This is a genomic window from Exiguobacterium sp. LL15 (genome assembly GCF_024436095.1).
GTDB classification, from domain to species: domain Bacteria; phylum Bacillota; class Bacilli; order Exiguobacteriales; family Exiguobacteriaceae; genus Exiguobacterium_A; species Exiguobacterium_A indicum.
Genome location: NZ_JANFNX010000001.1, coordinates 237,789 through 259,084 on the forward strand (window position 1 = coordinate 237,789; position 21,296 = coordinate 259,084).

Here is a 21,296-nt window from a genome sequence, read left to right on the forward strand (position 1 = left end):
GCGTCCAGTGGAGAGCAGGTGACCGCAAATGACATGGTTTTTACTGGCGACGGGCTGCCTCGTCTTCTTGTATCTCGGTTATTGTCTGATGTATCCAGAAAAATTCTAATCGCATAGGGAGAAAAGAAAAACATGTGGACTCAATTCATGATCCAATTTTGGATCCTACTCGTCATCGCACTTTGTGCGGCGGTCTTACTTGGTCGCTACATCGGAGTATACTTCGCACCTGTCGCAGAGCGTCGGGTCGATAAAATCGGTAAGGTCGAACGACGACTGTTGTTATTACTCGGTGTCGATGAAAAGAAACACGATCAATCGTGGGTCGGCTATTCGAAGAGCCTCTTGCTCGTTAACCTATTATTTTTCATCGGTGGATATTTGTTACTTCGCTTCCAAGGCAGTCTACCTTTAAATCCGAACGATGCTGTGAATCTCGACTGGTCTACGGCGCTGCATACGACGATCAGCTTCATGACGAATACCGATCAACAACATTATTCGGGTGAGGCACTCTCGTATCTCTCGCAAACGTTCGTCCTCGGAACGATGTTGTTCGTCGCTCCGACGATGGCATTCACGGTCTGTATCGCTGTCATTCGTGGTCTTGCGAACAAACCACTCGGTAACTTCTATGCCGACTTCTTCCGCTTCATCTTCCGAATTCTCTTACCGATTTCGTTCGTCTTCGGTTTAGCGATGATCCTACTCGGTGTACCTCAGACATTTGGAGGAGCAGTCAGCGTCACGACGCTCGAAGGAGCAAAACAGTTGATCTACCGCGGACCAGTCGCTGCTTTTGAAGTCATCAAACAGCTCGGAAACAATGGTGGTGGTTTCTTTGGTGCCAACGGAGCGCATCCATTCGAGAACCCGAACCAGTTCGTCAACTTCATCCAGATGTTCTTGATGCTACTGATTCCGATGTCACTTCCGATCGCTTACGGAAAAATCATCAGTTCAGCGAAACAAGGGCGACTGTTCCTTAGTGTCATGACGCTTCTCTTCATCATGATGACGGTCGGGATGGCAGGGAGCTTACTTGCGAATCCAACAGCGCATGGTCAGGAATTACGATTTGGTCAAATCGGAACGGCGCTCTACAGTTCAATTACGACGGCAGCTGAAACTGGTGCGGTCAACGCGATGCACGACTCACTGCATCCGCTCGCAGGATTGATCCAACTCGGCAATATGATGCTCAACGTCGTTTACGGTGGAGCAGGTGCAGGATTCCTGAACGTCTTACTTTATGCCTTCGTCGCAGTCTTCCTGACAGGTCTCTTGATCGGTCGGACACCGACGTTCCTCGGGAAGAAAATCGAGACGTTCGAAGTGAAGATGATCGCGATCGCGCTACTCGTGCCGCCCTTCCTGATTCTCGTCGGAACGGCGATCTCGATGTACGTCGCACCAGGCGTCGCCGGCATCTCGAACCCAGGTTATCACGGACTGTCGCAAGTCTTGTATGAGTTCACGTCCGCGACAGCGAACAACGGATCCGGTTTTGAAGGACTCGGCGACGCAAACGTCTACTGGAATGTCTCGACATCATTCGCGTTGTTCTTCGGACGCTACATCCCATTGATCTTGATGCTTGCAATCGTAGGTTCGCTTAAAGCGAAGCAATCGGTTCCGCAAGATGAATTTTCGTTTAAGACAGACACACCACTCTTCGGAACAGTCTTCCTCGGTACGGTCGTACTCGTCGGTGCATTGACATTCTTGCCAGTGCTCGTACTTGGACCGGTCGCGGATTGGCTGACGATGTGAACAGGAGATAAAAGCATATGATGGAACGAATCATGCGTCCGACGCCCGAGGAACACCAACCGAACGGGGAGCCGGAACACCAATCCAAATCAGCAATCAGTGGCTCGATCGCGCGTCAAGCGACGATCGATGCCTTTAAAAAATTAAATCCCGTCAACATGGTCAAACAACCGATCATGTTCGTCGTCTGGATCGGCTGCTTGCTCGCAATCGGCTATACGATCTTCATTGATGAGATGCGTGGCTTTAACTTGACGGTCAGTATCATCCTCTTTTTAACGGTCTTGTTCGCGAACTTCGCGGAATCGATCGCGGAAGGACGCGGGAAAGCCCAGGCGGACTCACTGAAAGCGTCAAAAGCGGATGTCATGGCACGTAAACGTGTCGGACAACTGATTCAAAGCGTTTCGTCCGCGACACTTCGGAAGGGCGATATCGTATTCGTCCGAGCAGGAGAGTATGTACCGGGTGACGGTGAAATCATCAAAGGACTTGCTTCGATTGATGAATCGGCGATCACCGGTGAATCCGCACCCGTCATCAAAGAAGCAGGCGGTGATTTCTCATCGGTCATCGGCGGCACACTCGTCGTCAGTGACGAGATCGAAGTCCGGATCACAAGTAATCCAGGTGAGTCATTCCTCGATCAGATGATTGCCCTCGTTGAAGGCGCAAGTCGTCAAAAGACACCGAACGAACTCGCGTTATCAACGCTCTTGACGAGCTTGACATTGATTTTCTTACTTGTCGTCATGACACTACCTGTCTTTACGAACTACCTTGGATTTGATCTGTCAGGTCCGATCTTGATCGCCTTACTCGTCTGTTTGATCCCGACGACGATCGGTGGCTTACTGTCAGCAATCGGAATCGCCGGAATGGACCGTGTTACCCGCTTCAACGTCATCGCGATGAGCGGGAAAGCGGTCGAAGCAGCAGGCGATATCCAGACGATCATCCTGGACAAAACAGGGACGATCACGTTCGGTAACCGGATGGCGTCGGAGATCACGCCAGTCGGTGGACGCACTGCTGAGCAGGCGTTCGAGGGGGCAATCCTCGCCTCACTCGCTGATGAGACACCAGAAGGACGTTCCGTTCTTGAACTCGCTGAACTTCGCGCGATGCCGGTGGAACAACACTGGTTAGATGGAGCAGAGATCGTACCGTTCCGCGCAGAGACACGGATGTCCGGACTCGACTTAAGAGATGGTCGCCGCGTACGGAAAGGGGCGGGGCAAGCGATTCAAGAATGGGTCAAGGAACAAGGTGGAACCATTCCGAATGATTTGCAAGAGAAAGTAGATGCAGTTTCTCGTCTTGGTGGAACACCACTTGTCGTAGCGATCGACGCAACGATCCTTGGCGTCATCTATTTGAAGGATACGGTGAAACCGGGCATGCGTGAACGATTCGATCGGTTGCGTGAGATGGGGATCAAGACGGTCATGTGTACGGGTGACAACCCGTTGACGGCAGCAACGATCGCCCGCGAAGCAGGCGTTGATGATTTCGTCGCGGAATGTAAGCCGGAAGATAAAATTCGTGTCATCCAGCAGGAACAAGCAGCCGGTCACCTCGTAGCAATGACAGGAGACGGAACGAATGATGCACCGGCACTCGCTCAAGCCGATGTCGGACTCGCGATGAACAGCGGAACGCAAGCCGCAAAAGAAGCGGCGAACATGATCGATCTTGATTCGAACCCAACGAAGATCATCGAAGTCGTCGAAATCGGGAAACAGCTCTTGATGACACGAGGAGCGTTGACGACGTTCTCGATCGCAAACGATGTCGCGAAATATTTTGCGATCATCCCGGCAATGTTCATGGTCGCAATCCCGCAGATGGAAGTACTCAATATCATGCGTCTTGATTCCCCGACGAGCGCGATCTTGTCTGCCTTGATCTTCAATGCGATCATCATTCCGATGTTGATTCCGCTTGCGATGCGAGGAGTTACCTATAAACCGATGACGGCGGATCAATTACTCGGTCGTAACTTACTGATCTACGGTCTTGGCGGTGTCGTCGTTCCATTCATTGGGATTAAAATCATCGATGTCTTGCTTGCAAGCATCCTCTAAGGAGAAAACGAATCATGAAACAAGCCATTCGTGTGACGGTCTTCGTCACGGCGTTATGCGGGATCGTCTTTCCCGCTTTATTGACCCTGTTTGGTCAACTACTCGTACCGGATAAAGCTGAAGGTTCTTTAGTACAAGAAAACGGAAAATTCATCGGATCGGAATTGATTGCCCAGCCGTTCACGTCGAAACAGTATTTTCACGGACGTCCATCAGCGGTCGATCAATTAGCGGGAGCGTCTGCTGGGGATAACCTAGCAGCGTCGAACCCGGAGCTTGGCACGAAGATGGCGGAATTACAGAAACAGAACCAAGTGGACGGCGCTTCGCTTCCGGACGATGCCCTCGTGACATCCGGTTCTGGCTTCGATCCGCACATCTCAGTCGATTATGCTTTGGTTCAGGCGAAGCGTATCGCAACCGCGCGCGACCTGTCGCGTGAAGAAGTACGGAAGTTGATCACGAAGGAAGCAGGAACACATGATTACGTCAACGTCCTGCGTTTGAACTTAGCCCTTGATCGGAGTAAGTCATGACACGAGGAAAGCTGAAGCTGTACATCGGCTCAGCTCCTGGTGTCGGAAAGACGTATAAGATGCTTGCCGATGCACGAACATTGATGCTTGAAGGCAAGGATGTCGTCATCGGTCTGATTGAGACGCACGGTCGAAAAGAGACGGCGGAGATGGTCGGGCAACTCGAACAAGTCCCGCTACTTGAAGTCGTCTACAAGGACAAGACATTCCCCGAGGTGAACGTGGACGCGATCATTGCCCGTCGCCCCGATATCGTTCTGATCGATGAACTGGCGCATACGAATGCGCCAGGATCGGTACGAAAGAAACGCTATCAAGATGTCGCAGCACTTCTTGAAGCAGGAATTAATGTCTATTCGGCCGTCAACATCCAGCATTTCGAAAGCTTGCTCTTTAAAGTCAAGGAAGTGACGGGTGTCGAAGTGCGGGAACGCATCCCGGATCCGTTTCTCGGGGAAGCCGATGAGATTCTACTCGTCGACGTCACGCCACAGACGTTACGGGAACGACTCGAGCAAGGAAAGATCTACAAAAAAGAAAAGATTGAACAGAGCTTGAATTCGTTCTTCTCGCTTCAGAATCTTGCGAGCTTACGTGAGCTATCGCTGCGTCAGGTCGCGGACGAAGTCGACGATCAAGTCTATCAATCACGTTTGCTGATCGAAAAAGATCCGGCGTCGCTACAAGAACGAATTCTCGTCTGTATCCAACTCAACGACAACGCGCGGAAGTTGATCTATCGCGGCTTTCGCATGGCAAGTCGATTGAAGGCAGAACTGTATGTCCTAACGATTTTACCGGCAGCGGAAAATCAATTGAATGCGAAACAGAAAGAAGTCTTAGCGATGGTACGCGAGAGCGGCTCCTTGTTCGGAGCAGAAGTTCTAATCCGAATCCAAGGCGAGCGCTCGATCGCCCAAGCGATCACGGCAGCTGCCAAGCATCATCGCATCACTCAAATCGTCCTCGGTCAATCTGCACGGACCCGTTGGCAGGAAGTCCGGCGCGGGTCGATCATCAATGAAATCATGCGTCATGTCCGTGGGATCGATATCCAAATCGTTGCCGATGACATGGAACGCTAGGGGAGCCCTTCCGCGTAAATGCAGGGGTTCTCTTCGAAGTTTGTCGTTTCACAAGACGAACGAGTCGGTCATTCTCCCTGTCCTCAGGGCGGGAGGTAAGCCGCGGCATCCCTGCATTTGATGCGGTCTGCCGGGTCTTACCTAACCCTGACGAAAGCGCCGCGTGCGCTTTCTGATCCTGTAGGAGTGGAGGATGACATTTTTCGTTCTACATCAATCAAAAAGGAAAGACCGTTCCAGTGAAGTCACCAGAACGGTCTTTCCTTTTTTTGTTGGAATCATTTCAATGATTTAAAGACTCGGCTTCATCGTTTCCTCAACGAGCGAAGACTGGAATATCGAAGACAGCTGTATAGCTATCCATTTGTTGATATAAATCATAGATGCGAGTCGTTTGTTTCGCTGCCCATCCCATGTCTGTCGCATATTGATGACGACCAGGATTCATTGGGTTCCAGCGCATTTTATAGAGTGTGTTTTGATTGTATGCATGGTGAATATATTGGGTTCCAATAAATTCGGCTCCACCCATGATGGCTGCTTCCGGTGTGAACCATCCTTTTTCGTAAGCTGTCCTTGCTCCACCGTTGATTGGATCTGAATCGATAGCACCGATGCCGTACATGTTGTAGACCATTTTTCCATTCCACATGACTCCATTCGCTAAAGTTGACGTTCCATTTCCTGTCTCAAGTAGCGCGTGGGAGATCAAGTAGATTTCGTTGACGGAAAAGGCTGTACCAGCGTCGATGAATGCTTGTCCACAGCTTCCAGTCGTACATTTACCAAAGATGCCTTTTGTACTGATGATCTTATCTAATGTTGCGGCAGATGCGCCTGTCGTCTTCGATAAATCAAGGAATTGGAAGAATTCCTTTGAAGAGCGGCTGACTTTTAATGGGTCAGCGACGTTCCGGACATCGGACTCGAGTGCATTCAACCAACCGAGTGTCCAGTATCCAGTGGAAGACGTGTAAACACGCGGATACGTCGTATAGAAATCACCGATTCGTTGATAGACCTTAATCATCTGTTTCGGCTGGAATTGTCCATAAATATGGCTATCCGTCGCCGCACCCGATCGGATGTTGAGTGGTGTCGTTGACGATACGGTCGCGAGTGTACCATTGACTGGGTCTTCTGATCCACCGAATCGAACATACATCGAGCTGACATACATCATCTTATTTTTATACAAATCGGTTTGAGGTGAAGGATTTAACTTCATTTGAGTGCTGATGAAGTTATCAAATGTATACGGTGTCGCAATGGAGTTGTAGACATTTAGTTTTGAAGATGTCGTTACAAGTGTTCCATTATACGCATAGCCTGATTTACCTTGATAGGAAATCTTATACCATTGGCCGATTTGTCCGGTGACGTTGACGACGACGTTCGAAGGAATCGTCGTCACGACTTGATAGGAACTTCCGACATACGAGCGAAGTGGAGTAGGACTTGTAGCTCGGACGTATAACGAATCTTTCGATACATAGTCAATCTTACTTGTAGATGCGTTCGTATCGACATACCCTGTTTTTCCATTGATCGTTACTTTATGCCACTGTTTATTCGTATGTGACGTAATCAGTGAAGTCGTGTAGTAGACGTTTCCTTTAGCTAGTGTCGTAAGTGCTGTTGCTTCTTCTAAAGGTGAATTTCGAATGATTAAGTTCTCGTTCGCGAGGAAACGAGCGCCACTAATCTTTTTCGTTTCTGTATAAGGTGTTAAAAGAGCGCCATCGATATACCCTGTTTTTCCATTAACACTTACGTTCATCCATGTCCCGATTGAACCATTCACTTGTACGACTGTTCCTTTCGTAAGCGATGAGACTTCGCTGTATGTCGGACCAGCATATGACTTCAGAGAAGTCGTTTGTACCGTCTTATAGCGATGGGCTGAAATCTTACGGTATGAAATCGGACTTCCTTGATTCGCTCGGATGTATCCTGTTTTCCCGTCTACTGAAATACGATGCCACGACTGACCGTGACCGTTCGTGACAAGGCGCGTCGTGTAATAGACATCTCCGCTTTTTAGCGTCTTCCATGTATCGGCATCCGCCTGATACGTCGTTTTGACGTCGATGGATGTATTTAATACATAACGCGCTGCTGAGATCGTAGACGTTACGATATATTCGTTCAAATCATCCTGATGAACATATCCGATTTTTCCTGCATACGTCACACGGTACCACTCATTGATAGACCCTGTTACGGATACCTTCGTACCGCTTGGGATAGACTTGATGGAAGCGTAAGATACGCCAGCATAAGACTTTAATCCTGTAGCGTCGGTTGTTTTCATCGTCACGGCATCCGCTTGATAGGAGACTTTTTCTCCTGTTCCGTAAGCGATGTAACCGGTCTTTCCGTCTTTTTTGATCTGATACCATTTTTTAGAACCAAGTGTGACGAGACGTGTCGTGTAATAGATATCACCCTCTTGAAGCGTAGCGATTTTAAACGCATCTGCTTCAGGAGCGACTAAGATATCGGTGGATGATGTGACGGCGAAACGTGTACCTGAAATGGTTTGGACGAGGGCTGCTGTCTTAAACGTCGAAGCCGACGCATATCCTGTTACACCATCGTACGTGACACGATACCATGTACCGATTCGACCAGAGACGAGCGGTTTCGCACCGGCCGGAATCGACTTGATTCCTGCATACGAACTGCCTGCATAAGAGCGAAGTGTCGTTTTAGCTGTTGTGACGAAAGAGACGTTCTTCAGGCTTTCATAATTCACGATCGTTCCTTGATTCGCTAAAAGATAACCGGTTTGACCGTCTTTTTTAATTTTGTGCCACGTGCTACCTCGAGAATCCGTTGCAAGTGTCGTCGTGTAATACGCATCGCCTGTTTTTAAAGAAGCAATCGTTTTACTCGTCGAAGAGGCAGATGCTTTGATTTCGACGGATTTCTTCAAGAGAACACGTGTAGTAGGAATCGTTTTGACACTTTGTTTAGAGACTTGTAAAAAAGCGTCACGGTGCATGTATCCACTATTTTTGCCGTGACGAACGCTATACCAGCCGTCGATTTTTCCGACTACTTCAACGTTTGTCCCAACTGGAATCGATTCGACTTTTGGATAACCCGTTCCTGCATAAGTATGTAGCGTGTAGGTATCCGTCGTACGTGATGTTTCGTTCGCAATCTTCTGATAGGAAACAGGAGTGGCACCAGATAGGACATATCCTGTTTTTCCTGCGTAGTTCAGGCGATACCACGTTTTGCCGTATGGATCGGTAATCCGTTGTGTCGTATAATACACATCTTTACTTTGCAAGGTACCAATTGTCGTTGCTGTCGTGCGTGCCGCATTTTTAATCGCCGTATTCGTAGAGACGATATAGCGTTGTCCAGAGATCGTTTGCTTTTTCTCATACAACACTAAATATTTTGAAGCGACATATCCCGTTTTTCCGCCATATGTTACTTTTTTGTAGCTTCCGGCATCATATGCGGATGAAACGACCGTTCCGGTCTTGATCGTCAACAAGCGTTTCCGTGAAGATGTCGTCTTATCATACAGATCCGTATCTGCCGATAGACGATAAGCCGTTACTTTCGTTGTTGCTGCGTTCACTATCGGTAGAGATGATAGAATGATGCTAAACACGATAAGAAGACTCGCGAACACCTTCAAAGGTTTCGAGATGGATGTCGTATTCAAAGTATCTTTCCTCCTAGTAGATATTCGTCCAAGCGGACGGAATCGGCTTCTAGGATGTCTGGTCTAAGGTGTACGTACTTATGCCTATTCCTACTATCGACCATATCGGATTTTTATGAAGAAAATATTGGGTTTTTTTGAAAAAAGGGATTTAGTTTTTTGAAAAACCCTCCTGTTTGTTTAAACAAGAGGGAATAGGATCAGATAGTGAGACGTGCGAGGATTTCTGTTAAATTCGTCGTCGGGCGTTCACAAGTAAAATCATGACAGAGATACGCCGTTGGCTCTTCTGGTTCTGGATAATCCGCGAGCAAAGAGACGTGCGGCAAAAGGTCACGCTTCGTACCAATTAACAACGCAACTTCCGGTAAGCGTAACTGTTGCAGTTGCTCGATTTCGACCGGGATGTCTACGTTTTCTGGAATCAAGATAATCAATTCCTTCGGTTCCATCTGCCGGTAGGTGAAGGTACTGACAAGGGAGGCAAATCCGGTCGGTTGTTGCTCGACTTCTTCGATTAAAGCTGTGAGCGCCCGTTCGGCACTTTCCTGATAAACGAGACGCCCGGTCAGACGACTAAGCGTGAAGAAAGCGTTTAAGGCAATACTATTTCCAGCAGGTGTGACGCCATCATACAGATCGAGTGGGCGAACGAGTAGCTCATCGGAGCGTGACGAAGTCAGATAAAAATAACCATCTGCTGTTTGAAACTGGTCCTGCAGCACATCTGCGAATGCTAAAGCTTCCTTTAGATGAAGCGCCCGTCGTGTTGATTGGAATAGTTCAAGATGTGCATCGATCAAGTACGCATAGTCATCGAGGAAACCGTGACCGGTCGCTTGTCCATCTCGGTAATGAACAGCAAGTTGATTCTCCGTGCGGACGAATCGCTCGAGTGATGTCATCGCACGCGTGGCGACACGTGTATAATGCGGTTCACCAAAGACACGACCGGCTTTAGCGAACGTCGAGATCATCATCGCGTTCCACGATGTCAGGCGCTTATCATCACAAAATGGTCGCGGGCGTTCACTTCGCGCACGAAGAAGAATTTGTCGCTCGCGTTCGAGTTGCGCTGCTGTCTCAGCAGGTGACAAGTGGATTTCACGTGCGAACATCTCGAGTGTTTGTCCTGTCCGGTAAAAGACATTCCTTCCTTCGAAGTTCCCGGACTGGGAGGCATGGTAGAAGCGCGGGAACAGTGCGTCTGGTCCGAGTAAGTCCGTCAGTTCAGCTGCCGTGAAGGTATAATAATGTCCTTCGCCTCCTTCATTATCCGCATCCAGTGCAGCGTAGAAGGTGCCGTCCGGTGCAGACAACTCACGCTCTACGAATGTCAGTACTTCTTCCGCGTAGCGCCGGAAGCGGATTTGTCCGGTCACTTGGTACGTCTCGATACATAGGGTTGCAAACCAAGCATTGTCGTACAGCATCTTCTCGAAATGAGGAATTTCCCATTTGGCATCGACCGTATAACGGAACAGACCGTAGCCGACTTGATCCGTCATCCCGCCGTCACGCATCGCAATCAGTGACCGCATGACCATCTGGAGCGCCGTCTCGTCTTCCGCGTATTGATAATAATCAAGCAAGAAACGAAGCAGGGCAGGCGACGGAAACTTCGGTGCCTCGCCGAATCCACCGTGTTGACGGTCAAATTGGCGCATCGCTTGATCAAAGGTCTCGTGAATGATGGATTCATTCCAAGTATGGGTAGACGTCGTAGGCTGCAATACGTCGCGAAGCGTCTGCGACATGTTCTGACCGACTTGTGCGATTTTTTCTGGTGAACGGCGGAATTGCTCGCTGAGCTGAAGCGTCACCTGACGAAAACTCGGGCGGTTGAACTGAGGCGTCTTCGGAAAATACGTGCCGATGTAAAATGGTTGCTGGTCCGCTGTCATGAAGACGCTCAGTGGCCAGCCACCTTGTCCGTTCATGACTTGAGCCGCCGTCATGTAGACATGGTCGATGTCAGGACGTTCTTCCCGGTCGACCTTGATTGCGATGTAGCGTTCGTTCAAGAGTCGTGCCGTTTCTTCATCTTCGAAGCTCTCATGAGACAGCACATGGCACCAATGGCACGTCGAATAACCAATCGATAAAAAGATCGGCTTGCCGCTTTCTCGAGCGGCAGTGAAGGCGTCTTCGCCCCACGGGTACCAATCGACAGGCTGATGAGCGTGTTGCAATAGGTAGGGACTCGTTTCATGGATAAGTCGATTCGACATGATGGATTTCCCTCGTTTCTTCTATAATAATAAGTCCTCTTCACGATACTCGGCTTTTACGGCAGGTGCAACTCCAATTCTGAGACAGGAGAAAACGATTTTTAAAAAGAAAGATTGACTTTATAAAAGAAAGTGTGATAGATTAATATAAGTCATGAATCGGGGATGATCACTCATGTGAGAATCTTCAATCCATATCATACAATTAAATCGACAGGTCAGGATTTTTAGACCGCTACTGACAAATGAGTCAGACATAAGTCATCGCTTTTATTTTGTCCTTCTTCATACTACGAGGAGAAGTTGACCCAGCAAGATAAACCTTCCAATCGATACTTTTCCGCTCATTCCCGAGCTATTTCTAAAAATCCCAGTATCATGCGTCCGTTGCAGACGCATCACGATTCTTGCTAAAATGCTTGATTCAGCTGGCGCGGCCAAGGAGCCGTAACAACGAAAGAGAGGTAGGGCTTTCGTCGTTTCAGGTGTTTTGATCACCTGTAATCCTCGATTCTCATGACAACCAAAAACAACGACACGCTGATGAGGCGTTTTTTTTGTGCCTTTTTTCGGGTAATGCTGAAAGAAGGGGGTGACGACATGCCATGGAATGAGAACGACTATCCGGAGTCATTCAAGAACTTTGATCCGCCACTTCGAAAAAAAGCGATCGAGATCGCGAACGCGTTATTAAAAGACGGCTATGAAGAGGGACGCGCCATTCCGATCGCGACATCGCAAGCTGAAAAATGGTACGAAAGTCACAAAGACGAACAATAAAAATTTGTAAGCGATACCATTCATTTCATTTACGAAGGATGGTATCTTTTTTTACGAAAAATATACACTATTGAGAATATAATCTGATATTATGAAGAAGTGTCAGAAAATTCAATAGGGGGTCTCATCATGAAATACGGCAGTACGTTTGGAAAGTGGGCATTGGCCGGAGTATTAACAGCAGGAATCCTTCCACAAGCGGGTCTTGTCGGGGCAGAAGGCGAAGGCGTCATCTTGTCTGAATACATAGAAGGAACAAGTAATAATAAGGCTATCGAGCTATACAATGGGTCGGGGCAAATCATTGATTTAGCAGACTATACACTCGTTCAATATACGAACGGTGGACCGTCAGAAGCGAAAATCACACTATCGGGGAAAGTGGATCCAGGGAAGACGTTCGTCATCGCGAATTCGAGTGCGAATGCGGACATCAAAGCAAAAGCACAATTGACGACGGGATCATTGAACTTCAACGGAAATGATCCCATCGCACTGAAAAAGGGTGATGTTGTTCTTGATATCATCGGACCACTCGGTTCATCAACGGATTTCGCAAAAGATACGACACTCGTCCGGAATGCCGGCGTCACGTCTGGTGCTAAAACGTACGAACCATCACAGTGGACGAGCTTCCCGGTCGATACACTGACGAATCTCGGCAGTCATCAGACAGAAGCGGGCGACGTTCTTGCAGCACCTACAGCTTCTCCAGTCGGTGAAGTTGAACGTGGAGATCAAGTGACATTGTCAGGTGAAGGAACGATTCATTATACGGTCGATGGCACGACACCAACTGTCGACAGTCCGGTGTACACGTCACCGATTACAATCAACGATGAAGTGACGATTCAAGCAGTTGCCGTCAAGGACGGTAAAACGTCAGCGGTTTCGACATTCAAGTACTATATCGCACCACCAATCACGAAAATCAGCAACATCCAAGGTATTGCGCATACGTCGCCTTACGCAGATCAACTCGTCCGGACGACAGGTGTCGTCACGTACGTCGTCGATGCGAACAACTTCTACATGCAAGATCCGAATCCGGATAACGACAGCCGGACATCGGAAGGGATTCTCGTCTATGCGAAAAACCATGGTGCTGCTGTTGGACAACAGATCGCGACGACAGGATATGTCAAAGAGTGGTTACTTGGCGGATACAGCGATAAAGCAGATACAGACCTTGCTGTCACGGAAATCAGTACGGTCAATCTCGTGAAGGGGGCGCTTAATGAAGGCTTACCAGCAAGTATCGTTCTTGGTGATAAAGGGGTCTTGATTCCGACGCAAGTCGTCGACAATGATTCCTTCGCGCAGTTTGATCCAAAAGAAGATGCGATCGATTTATACGAAAGCTTAGAAGGTATGCGTGTCGCTTTACCGAACGCAATCGTCACAGGGCCGCAAGCAAACCGAACAATCCCAGTTCGGACACAAACAGACGCAAACAAGGTCTACACAAAACGTGGCACACCAATCCTGACGAAGGATAATGTCAACCCAGAACGTCTCTTTGTCGAGATGGGCAGCTCGTCGTACCGTGCGAAAGCTGGTGATACATTCGATGGAACAATCGAAGGCGTCATGAGCTATAACTATTCGGCCTATAAAGTACTCGCCAAAGCAGCGGACCTTCCGAAACTTGTCACGAGCGAAGTGGAGCGTCAACCTACGAACATCAAGACGGGGGAATCACGCTTGACGGTTGCTTCGTACAACGTCGAGAACTTCGCCTCAACGGCAGACGCTGGAAAAGTCGATCGTGTCTCAGAAGGCATCGCGACATTCCTGAAGACGCCGGACATCGTCGGTTTGACAGAGATGCAGGATAATGATGGTGCGACGGATAGCGGAACAGTCGACGCATCAAAATCATTCGAGACATTGATTGCAGCAATCGAAGCAAAAACAGGTGTCCGCTATGCCTATACGGACATCGCGCCTGAAGATAAGAAAGACGGTGGACAGCCGGGTGGAAACATCCGTGTCGGATTCCTTTACAACCCGGCGCGTGTATCGCTCGCACCAGGTGAAAAAGGTGGTGCAACGGAAGCTGTTGCGGTGGAGAACGGCAAGCTGACGAAAAACCCGGGTCGCATCCAGCCGACGGATCCGAACTTCGCCAGTTCTCGAAAACCACTCGTCGCGGAATTCCTCTTCAACGGTGATTCGTATCACGTCATCGTCAACCACTTCAACTCAAAAGGTGGCGACGGAGCTGACTTCGGTAAGAACCAACCGGTCGTACGTAAGAGTGAAGTCCAGCGTCATGCGATCGCGAACATCGTCCAAGATTTTGTCTCTGAATTGAAAACGGAAGTCAAAGACTCGAATGTCGTCGTTCTCGGTGACTTGAACGACTTCCAGTTCTCAGAAACGCTAAATATCCTGAAAGGGAAAAACCTCTGGAATACAGTCGATGATCTTCCAGAATCCGAGCGATACTCTTACGTCTATAACGGAAATGCTCAAGTGCTCGATCACATCTTGATCTCGAACAACTTAAAACGTTATACGTCTTCTGATATCGTCAACATCAACTCGGAGTATATGGAAGCAGACGGTAGCGCGAGTGACCACGATCCGGCGATCATCTCGATTCAAGGTGCAGAGACAGCCGTTCCGGTCAAAGGCATCGCAGAAATCGGAAAATGGCGTGCCGTTCAAAAAGGAAAACATATCTTCCTCGAATGGAAATTAGGTCGTCATTGGTTAAAAGCGAGCGGAACAACTGGAGAGCAACAAGGTGAGTTGCTCGCACTGCGTGTATCGCAAGATCGACCATATATTCAAGTGAAGACGAAAAAAGGGAAAACGATTTGGTTAGAACTTTCTCATTTTTATCGTTTGAAAGAAACAACGAAATATCAATGATGAAAAGCGGACTTAACGGTCCGCTTTTTTGCGTGACGGGAAAAAGAGAGAAAGAAAAGAAAGTGTGCTAATCGAAAGTGTCGAGATTAAAGCGACAGGAAGAGGAATGACGCGGAACATATACGTGAAGTGTACCATGATCAAAAATAGGATAATGGCGAGACCAGGAATGAATTGTTTGGAAAGCAACATACCGGAACCAGGAACGAGTAACTCAAAACCGAGTCGTTGATTCAATCGTACATCTTCGTGTGCATTCGCTAAACTGAATGAAACCGTCAACACGACGAGAATCATCCATCCAGAAAATAAATATTGCTGAATCGGTAAAAAGGCGATGGACTCATAAATGAAATACAGTAAAACCATAGGTCAACTCCTTCATTTCATTATGTTATTTGGAAAAGCATTGAAAGTTTGGCTTACGAATTCTAATGATACCGAGTAAGAATTCCGAGAGCAATCAAAAATCTCGAATGATGAAATAAAAGAATGTTCACACATTTTAAGAAAAGGGAAAGATGGTTTAGTATATGTACTAAATACTTTTAAGAATCCTCTTAACGAAAGCATTTTAATAACATGAGAACGTTCTCATAAAACGTGTCTAATTTGTGAACGGAAAATGTGATTTAGACAATTAAGAGCCAATGACTGTTCGAAAGAATCATTTTCTTTTAAAATAAAGGTAATGATTAAAGGAGGCGAAACGAAGATATGAAAAAATGGTTGATCGTCGGAGTAGCAGCAGTAGCTTTTTTCGGCTACGAGAACATTCCAATGGAACAGGCAGAAGCCGATTATCCGAAAAGTGGCGGCAAGCTGATTGATCGATATAGCAGTGAATATCCAGGTTACGACTGGGAAGTCAGGCGGACGTCCAGCGAAGAATTCGTATCGTTGACGAAGGACGGTAAGGAATACGGGAAGTACCGATTTAAAAATGGTATAACAACGCAAGGGGCAGTCTTGAACAAGGATACGGAATCATCGCTGAAGAAAAAAGGATGGACCGCAGTGAAGTCCTACCGTAAAGGCAACACGAACTACATGTTGAACCTGGATCATGCAGCCGTCTATGAGAAGAAGGGGAATTACGTCACCTATTTCTTCGACCAACATGATGGGAATAAGGTGAAAGCGACACTGTCGATTCCGAAAGACGTCGAAGCGAAGAAAAAGGGTTTCTATGGTACGGCTTCGAATGCGTTACGAACGACGGATGAGAAGCTGATGCTACGATTGATGAACTGGGAACGGGCTGACTACAAGTTAAATCCGTTGGCTCCGTACACGGCACTGAAGCCAGTGACACGCGGTCATAGCGAAAATATGGCGAAGAATAATTTCTTCGCACATACGGATCCGCAAGGGCGTGATCCGTTCGACCGGATGAAGCGTGAAGGAATCAGGTTCAGCTATGCTGGTGAAAATCTATCAATGGGCTATCCGAATGTCTTTGCATCACATTGGGGCTTAATGAATTCAAAAGGGCACCGAGAAAATATTTTGAAAAAAGAGTACAAACAAGCTGACATCGGTGTGGCTTTCCGGAGTAACGCGCCATACTTCACGATTAATTTCCGAACACCTTAAAATAGAAAAATGGAGGACGATATTTCACGATGTCGTCCTCTTTTTCATGAAGCGATGTGTTTTACACTAAAGGCAGGAGGTAGGGATGTTGGAAATCCGTCGATTGAATCCAGAAGATGCAGTACTCTATAAAGCGTTGCGATTAGAAGCCTTACGAAACCATCCTGAGGCATTTGGCTCTGATTATGAATCAGAAAAAGATCGATCCGTCGAACGGTACGCAACTCGTCTTGAAAGCGAACAGTCGATGACGTTTGGTGCGTTTCATGAAAATGAACTCGTCGGTGTCGTCACTATCGTCTGCTCCGAGCCGTTCAAGATGCGACATCGAGCGAATGTATTTGCGATGTACGTCACGCCACGCGCCCGAAAACAACAGGTCGGACGACACCTTGTAAAAGAGGCATTACGTACATTAAAGCAGCATCCTGTAATTGAGCAAGTCCATCTCTCCGTCGTCCGGACGAACGAAGCTGCTAAAGCGTTGTACCGGTCGCTTGGTTTTGAATCATACGCGATTGAACCACGGGCGCTGAAAATCGATGATACCTATCATGATGAAGAACTGATGTGGTATCGGTTCTAACACCAAACGACCGGAATTCAAAGAGATGATCTCTCCTTGAATTCCGGTCATTTTTTGTATCAGTTTGCCCATTCAGGCTTGCTGAAGCCTTTGAATGATTTTTCGATAACTTCATTGAAGGCGTCCGATTCGACGGCTGCTTTTAAGTCTTTTGCGACTTGTTTGTCCGCATCTTTCGTTTGGACAGCGACGAGGTTCCGGTATTGTTCGTCCATCGTCTCAAGTGCTAACGCATCAAGTAAGTCGAATTTCGCAGCAAGTGCGAAGTTCCCTGGAACGGCTGAGATATCGACACTTTCGACAGCGCGTGGCAGTTGAGCCGCTTCGAGTGGTTTGATGACGAGTTTCTTCGGATTCTTGACGATATCTTTTTCTGAAACGGTCAGAGGATCAGCATCCGGCTTGAGTTCAATCCACCCTTGTTCCGCAAGCAAGTTCAGTGCCCGTGCTTGGTTCGTCGGATCATTCGGCGTCGCGACTTCAGCACCTGTCTTGACGTCGTCAAGTGTCTTCGCTGTTTTACTGTATAGTCCCATCGGTGCTGTCGGAACCGTGATCAGTCCTTTTAAGTCGAGATTCTTTTCTTTAGAAAACGTCTTGAGATAGATCGAGTGTTGGAACAAGTTGGCGTCGATATTGCCGCTACCGAGGGCGATGTTCGGTTGAATGTAATCGCTGAACTCGACGATTTCGACTTTGTAGCCTTTCTTTTCGAGTTGTGGCTGGATCGCTTGTTTGACCATGTCGCTATACGGACCGCTCGTCGCCCCGATCTTGATCGTCTTGTCTTTTTCATCAGCGCTGCTGTCTCCACATCCTGCGAGGACTCCTGCACCGAGTAAGGCTGTTGCTAAAAAGGCATATCGTTTTTTCATGATTGCACTCTCCCTTTGCATGTATGATTAGCGTTTATCTGTTTTTCGCGCCAGTTGATTGCCAAGTGCTTGAATACTTTGAACGATGACGATGAGCACGACGATCGTCACGATCATGATGAGATTATCGTAGCGATAGTAACCGAAACGGATCGCGAGGTCACCAACACCACCGCCGCCGACGATACCAGCCATCGCTGAGAAGCCGATCAAGCTGATCGTCGTTAATGTGATGCCCTGAATGATGCCAGGGAGTGCTTCCGGTAAGAGGACACTGACGATGATCCGCAAGGGTTTCGCCCCACATGCTTCTGCTGCTTCAATCAAACCAGGCGGAATCTCGCGGAGTGATGTTTCGACAAGGCGTGCGAGAAACGGAATCGCTGCGACACTAAGGCTGACGGACGCTGCCGTCGGACCGATTGTATTGTCGAGTAAGAACTTCGTCAACGGAATGAGGGCAACCAGCAAGATGATGAACGGTAGCGACCGGACGATGTTGACGACGAAGTCAAGAACACGGCGGACGGCAAGGTTTTGAAAAAATAATCCGCGGTCGGTGACGAACAAGAGAATTCCGAGCGGAATCCCGACGACCAATGCGAAAGCAAGTGAAATTCCGACCATCCATGCTGTCTCGCCGAGTGCCTTCAAGAGTTCAGGTAACATCGTTTGAATACGATCAAGCCACATCCTGAATCACCTCGAGTGCATGAAGTTCCGTCGCGAGCCAGTCGAGGGCAGGAGCGATTTGATCGGATGATCCCGTCAAGCTGACAATGAGGACACCGAAGGCGACGTCTTGAATATAGTCGACCTTGCCGTGCAAGATACTGACTGAGATATCGTAACGGCGGATCGCTTCTGATAACGTACTCTCACCGGTCTTCTCGCCCGTGAACTGCAAGCGGATGATCTTGCCTGGGGTTGCCTGTAAGATGCGTTCCGGCAATTCGATTTGTAGTGCCGTATCGACGTAATGTTGCGTCACCGGATGCTTAGCTTGACTGAACAAGTCATAGGTTGAGGCGACTTCAACGACTTCACCTTGCGACATGACCGCGACACGATGGCAAATCTGTTTGACGACATCAATCTCATGCGTGATGAGGACGATCGTCAACCCGAGTCGTTCATTCAAATCCTTCAGCAGTTCAAGGATCTGTAGTGTCGTAACGGGGTCAAGAGCGGATGTCGCTTCATCACATAACAAGACGGTCGGATTGTTTGCGAGTGCCCGGGCAATCCCGACGCGCTGTTTCTGCCCACCGCTTAATTGACTCGGGAAGTTCGTCTCAAATCCTTCAAGTCCGACGAGCGAGACGAGTTCGCGAATCCGCTCCGGGAAATCTGCTCGTTTGACGCCAGCGGCCTTGAGCGCAAAAGCGATGTTATCCGCGACGTTGCGCGACTGGATCAATTGGAAATGCTGAAAGATCATTCCTGTCCGCAAGCGAAGTTGACGCAAATCTGTTTTTGACATCCCGCCGAGCGAGACACCGTCGACCTTGACGGTTCCTTGTGTCGGATGCTCGAGCCCGTTGATTAGGCGAAGCAACGTACTTTTACCGGCACCAGACTCGCCAATGATTCCGAAGATTTCTCCTTTTTGAATCGTCAAATCGACATCCCGTAATGCAAAAATCGGGGTCCGATCTCGAACGAACCGTTTTGTAATATGTTTGAATTCAATCATCCGCTCATCTCCTCATACAAAAAAAGTCGCTTTTTCCTAGTAGCGGAGCAACCAGAAAAAAGCGACGAAAGTGTAAGATTTCGTAACTTATCTCTCAGAATGAAAATCATTCTGTAGGATGTGGCACCGTTCCTTACAGGTGGTTGCCGGACGTCGTTGGGCCTAATCCCTCGGTCGCTCTCGATAAGTAGTTATGCTGTTGGGACTTACTTTAACGGAAATGATTCCCATCTGTCAAATGTTTTTTCAGAATTATTCCGCAACAGGTGTCCGGAACAGGTTGAGCGTTCCGATTCGATCGACGGCTTCTTCTAGACGTTCAACGTCAGCAATCAAGCTGATCCGGACGTAGCCTTCACCGTATTCGCCGAAGAAGGATCCAGGGGTCACAGCGACATGTGCTTCGTCAAGTAGATGATCGGTGAAGCTTTGGGACGTATAACCTTCCGGAACAGGAAGCCAGACGAAGAAGGAACCGCCCGGTCGTGGTCCACTCCAACCGATCGCATCGAGTTTTGCGAACAACGCATCGCGTCGTGTTTCATACAAGCGACTTAACTCACGGACGCACGTCTGGTCACTCGTGAGGGCGACGGTCGCCGCATGCTGAATCGGTGTGAAGGCACTGACGTAGAGATGTTCTTGGTACGTTTCGATGCTTGAGATGACGGACGGATTTCCGATGGCAAAGGCAATCCGGAAGCCGGACATGTTGAAGCGTTTCGAGAGTGAGAACAATTCGATCCCGACGTCTTTTGCACCTTCCGTCTGCAAGAAACTTCGCGTCGGACCATCGAAACTGATACCGCCGTATGCTAAGTCATGAACGACACAGATATCATGGGCATCGGCGAAAGCGACTGTCTGTTCGAAGGCTTCTGCCGTCGCGGTCGCACCCGTCGGATTACTCGGATAGTTGAGGAACAACATCCGGGCACGCTCAACGTCCGTCGTATCAAGTAAGTCATAATCCGGCAAGAAATCATTTTTCTCGAGCAACGGAAGCGTAATCGGGTAAGCGCCAGCAAGTGCTGCACCAGACAGGTAATCCGGGTATCCTGGATCCGGGACGATGACACCTTCTCCAGGGTTGACGATCGTCTGCGGTAAGGCGACGATTCCGGCTTTACTGCCGAGGAGAATCGCGACTTCCGTTGCCGGATCGATCGTGACACCGAATTCAGTCGCGTAAAAGTTTGCGACAGCTTGTTTTAGAAAATCATGTCCACGAAATGGTGGATATTGAAGGTTCGTTGGCTCGTCGATGGCTTGTTTTAAGGCATCGAGAATATGTACAGGCGTCGTTTGGTCGGGTGTTCCTTGACCGAGTGTGATGACATCATGTCCGGCAGCTTTTACAGCACCGATTCGGTTCGCAAGTTCAGCGAAGACGGGAGCAGGAAGCCGATCAATGGCGATGGATGGAGCGAAATGTTTCATGGATGAATGCCTCCTTCGTGGTATTGTCGTCAAGGATAACGAA

At 48.4% G+C, this 21,296-nt stretch carries 15 protein-coding genes and 1 riboswitch; of the genes, 8 read left to right on the forward strand and 7 right to left on the reverse strand.

Features of this window, described 5'->3' with window-relative positions:
- Positions 1-132 precede the first annotated feature (132 nt).
- The 4 genes from kdpA to NOM72_RS01140 are packed head-to-tail and all read left to right on the forward strand — an operon-like array spanning position 133 to position 5,481.
- A complete protein-coding gene (gene kdpA, locus NOM72_RS01125; protein ID WP_255997416.1) occupies positions 133-1,773 on the forward strand; it encodes a potassium-transporting ATPase subunit KdpA in 1,641 nt (546 codons plus the stop codon).
- A gap of 17 nt (positions 1,774-1,790) precedes the next feature.
- The gene (gene kdpB, locus NOM72_RS01130; RefSeq protein ID WP_255997418.1) at positions 1,791-3,860 is read left to right on the forward strand and encodes a potassium-transporting ATPase subunit KdpB; all 2,070 of its coding nucleotides are present in this window, start codon (positions 1,791-1,793) and stop codon (positions 3,858-3,860) included.
- 14 nt (positions 3,861-3,874) lie between these two features.
- Positions 3,875-4,396: a K(+)-transporting ATPase subunit C gene (gene kdpC / locus NOM72_RS01135; RefSeq protein WP_023469375.1), complete on the forward strand. Its 522-nt coding sequence runs from the start codon at positions 3,875-3,877 to the stop codon at positions 4,394-4,396.
- Positions 4,393-5,481: a universal stress protein gene (locus tag NOM72_RS01140; RefSeq protein WP_255997421.1), complete on the forward strand. Its 1,089-nt coding sequence runs from the start codon at positions 4,393-4,395 to the stop codon at positions 5,479-5,481. Before kdpC ends, NOM72_RS01140 begins: the two co-directional genes overlap by 4 nt.
- Before the next feature lie 316 nt (positions 5,482-5,797).
- On the opposite strand, the gene NOM72_RS01145 is transcribed toward NOM72_RS01140, so the two are convergent.
- Together NOM72_RS01145 and NOM72_RS01150 are read right to left on the reverse strand one after the other, a co-directional pair.
- Positions 5,798-9,169, reverse strand: a complete 3,372-nt coding sequence (locus NOM72_RS01145) for an SH3 domain-containing protein (RefSeq protein ID WP_255997423.1) — start codon at positions 9,167-9,169, stop codon at positions 5,798-5,800.
- Between the two features lie 200 nt (positions 9,170-9,369).
- Positions 9,370-11,400, reverse strand: coding sequence for a thioredoxin domain-containing protein (locus NOM72_RS01150; RefSeq protein WP_255997425.1), 2,031 nt, complete (start codon positions 11,398-11,400; stop codon positions 9,370-9,372).
- Between the two features lie 600 nt (positions 11,401-12,000).
- Here NOM72_RS01150 and NOM72_RS01155 point away from each other — a divergent pair.
- Together NOM72_RS01155 and NOM72_RS01160 are read left to right on the forward strand one after the other, a co-directional pair.
- Positions 12,001-12,180, forward strand: coding sequence for a DUF2188 domain-containing protein (locus tag NOM72_RS01155; RefSeq protein WP_035396111.1), 180 nt, complete (start codon positions 12,001-12,003; stop codon positions 12,178-12,180).
- Positions 12,181-12,309: 129 nt separating this feature from the next.
- Entirely contained in the window at positions 12,310-15,060 is a 2,751-nt protein-coding gene (locus tag NOM72_RS01160; RefSeq protein ID WP_255997428.1) for a chitobiase/beta-hexosaminidase C-terminal domain-containing protein, read from the forward strand.
- 12 nt (positions 15,061-15,072) lie between these two features.
- Here NOM72_RS01160 and NOM72_RS01165 read toward each other — a convergent pair whose 3' ends face one another.
- Complete coding sequence (locus NOM72_RS01165; protein WP_255997430.1) at positions 15,073-15,429, reverse strand: hypothetical protein; 357 nt, start codon at positions 15,427-15,429, stop codon at positions 15,073-15,075.
- 348 nt (positions 15,430-15,777) lie between these two features.
- On the opposite strand from NOM72_RS01165, the gene NOM72_RS01170 reads away from it, so the two are divergent.
- Positions 15,778-16,656 carry a CAP domain-containing protein gene (locus NOM72_RS01170; RefSeq protein ID WP_023469369.1) on the forward strand — a complete coding sequence of 293 codons (879 nt, stop codon included), beginning with the start codon at positions 15,778-15,780 and terminating at the stop codon, positions 16,654-16,656.
- Between the two features lie 85 nt (positions 16,657-16,741).
- Positions 16,742-17,242 (forward strand): GNAT family N-acetyltransferase, encoded by a 501-nt coding sequence (locus NOM72_RS01175; protein ID WP_255997432.1) that lies wholly within the window; start codon positions 16,742-16,744, stop codon positions 17,240-17,242.
- 59 nt (positions 17,243-17,301) lie between these two features.
- On the opposite strand, the gene NOM72_RS01180 is transcribed toward NOM72_RS01175, so the two are convergent.
- The 4 genes from NOM72_RS01180 to NOM72_RS01195 all read right to left on the reverse strand — a co-directional run bounded on the left by NOM72_RS01180 (position 17,302) and on the right by NOM72_RS01195 (position 21,253).
- Entirely contained in the window at positions 17,302-18,117 is an 816-nt protein-coding gene (locus NOM72_RS01180) for a MetQ/NlpA family ABC transporter substrate-binding protein (RefSeq protein ID WP_214859349.1), read from the reverse strand.
- A gap of 27 nt (positions 18,118-18,144) precedes the next feature.
- Positions 18,145-18,810: a methionine ABC transporter permease gene (locus NOM72_RS01185; RefSeq protein ID WP_023469366.1), complete on the reverse strand. Its 666-nt coding sequence runs from the start codon at positions 18,808-18,810 to the stop codon at positions 18,145-18,147.
- The gene (locus NOM72_RS01190; RefSeq protein ID WP_255997435.1) at positions 18,800-19,813 is read right to left on the reverse strand and encodes a methionine ABC transporter ATP-binding protein; all 1,014 of its coding nucleotides are present in this window, start codon (positions 19,811-19,813) and stop codon (positions 18,800-18,802) included. The genes NOM72_RS01185 and NOM72_RS01190 overlap by 11 nt, the downstream gene beginning before the upstream one ends.
- Positions 19,814-19,897: 84 nt before the next feature.
- A riboswitch (SAM riboswitch) is annotated at positions 19,898-20,003 on the reverse strand.
- Between the two features lie 62 nt (positions 20,004-20,065).
- On the reverse strand, positions 20,066-21,253 hold the full coding sequence (locus tag NOM72_RS01195; RefSeq protein ID WP_058264623.1) for an aminotransferase class I/II-fold pyridoxal phosphate-dependent enzyme: 1,188 nt from the start codon (positions 21,251-21,253) through the stop codon (positions 20,066-20,068).
- Positions 21,254-21,296: the final 43 nt, after the last annotated feature.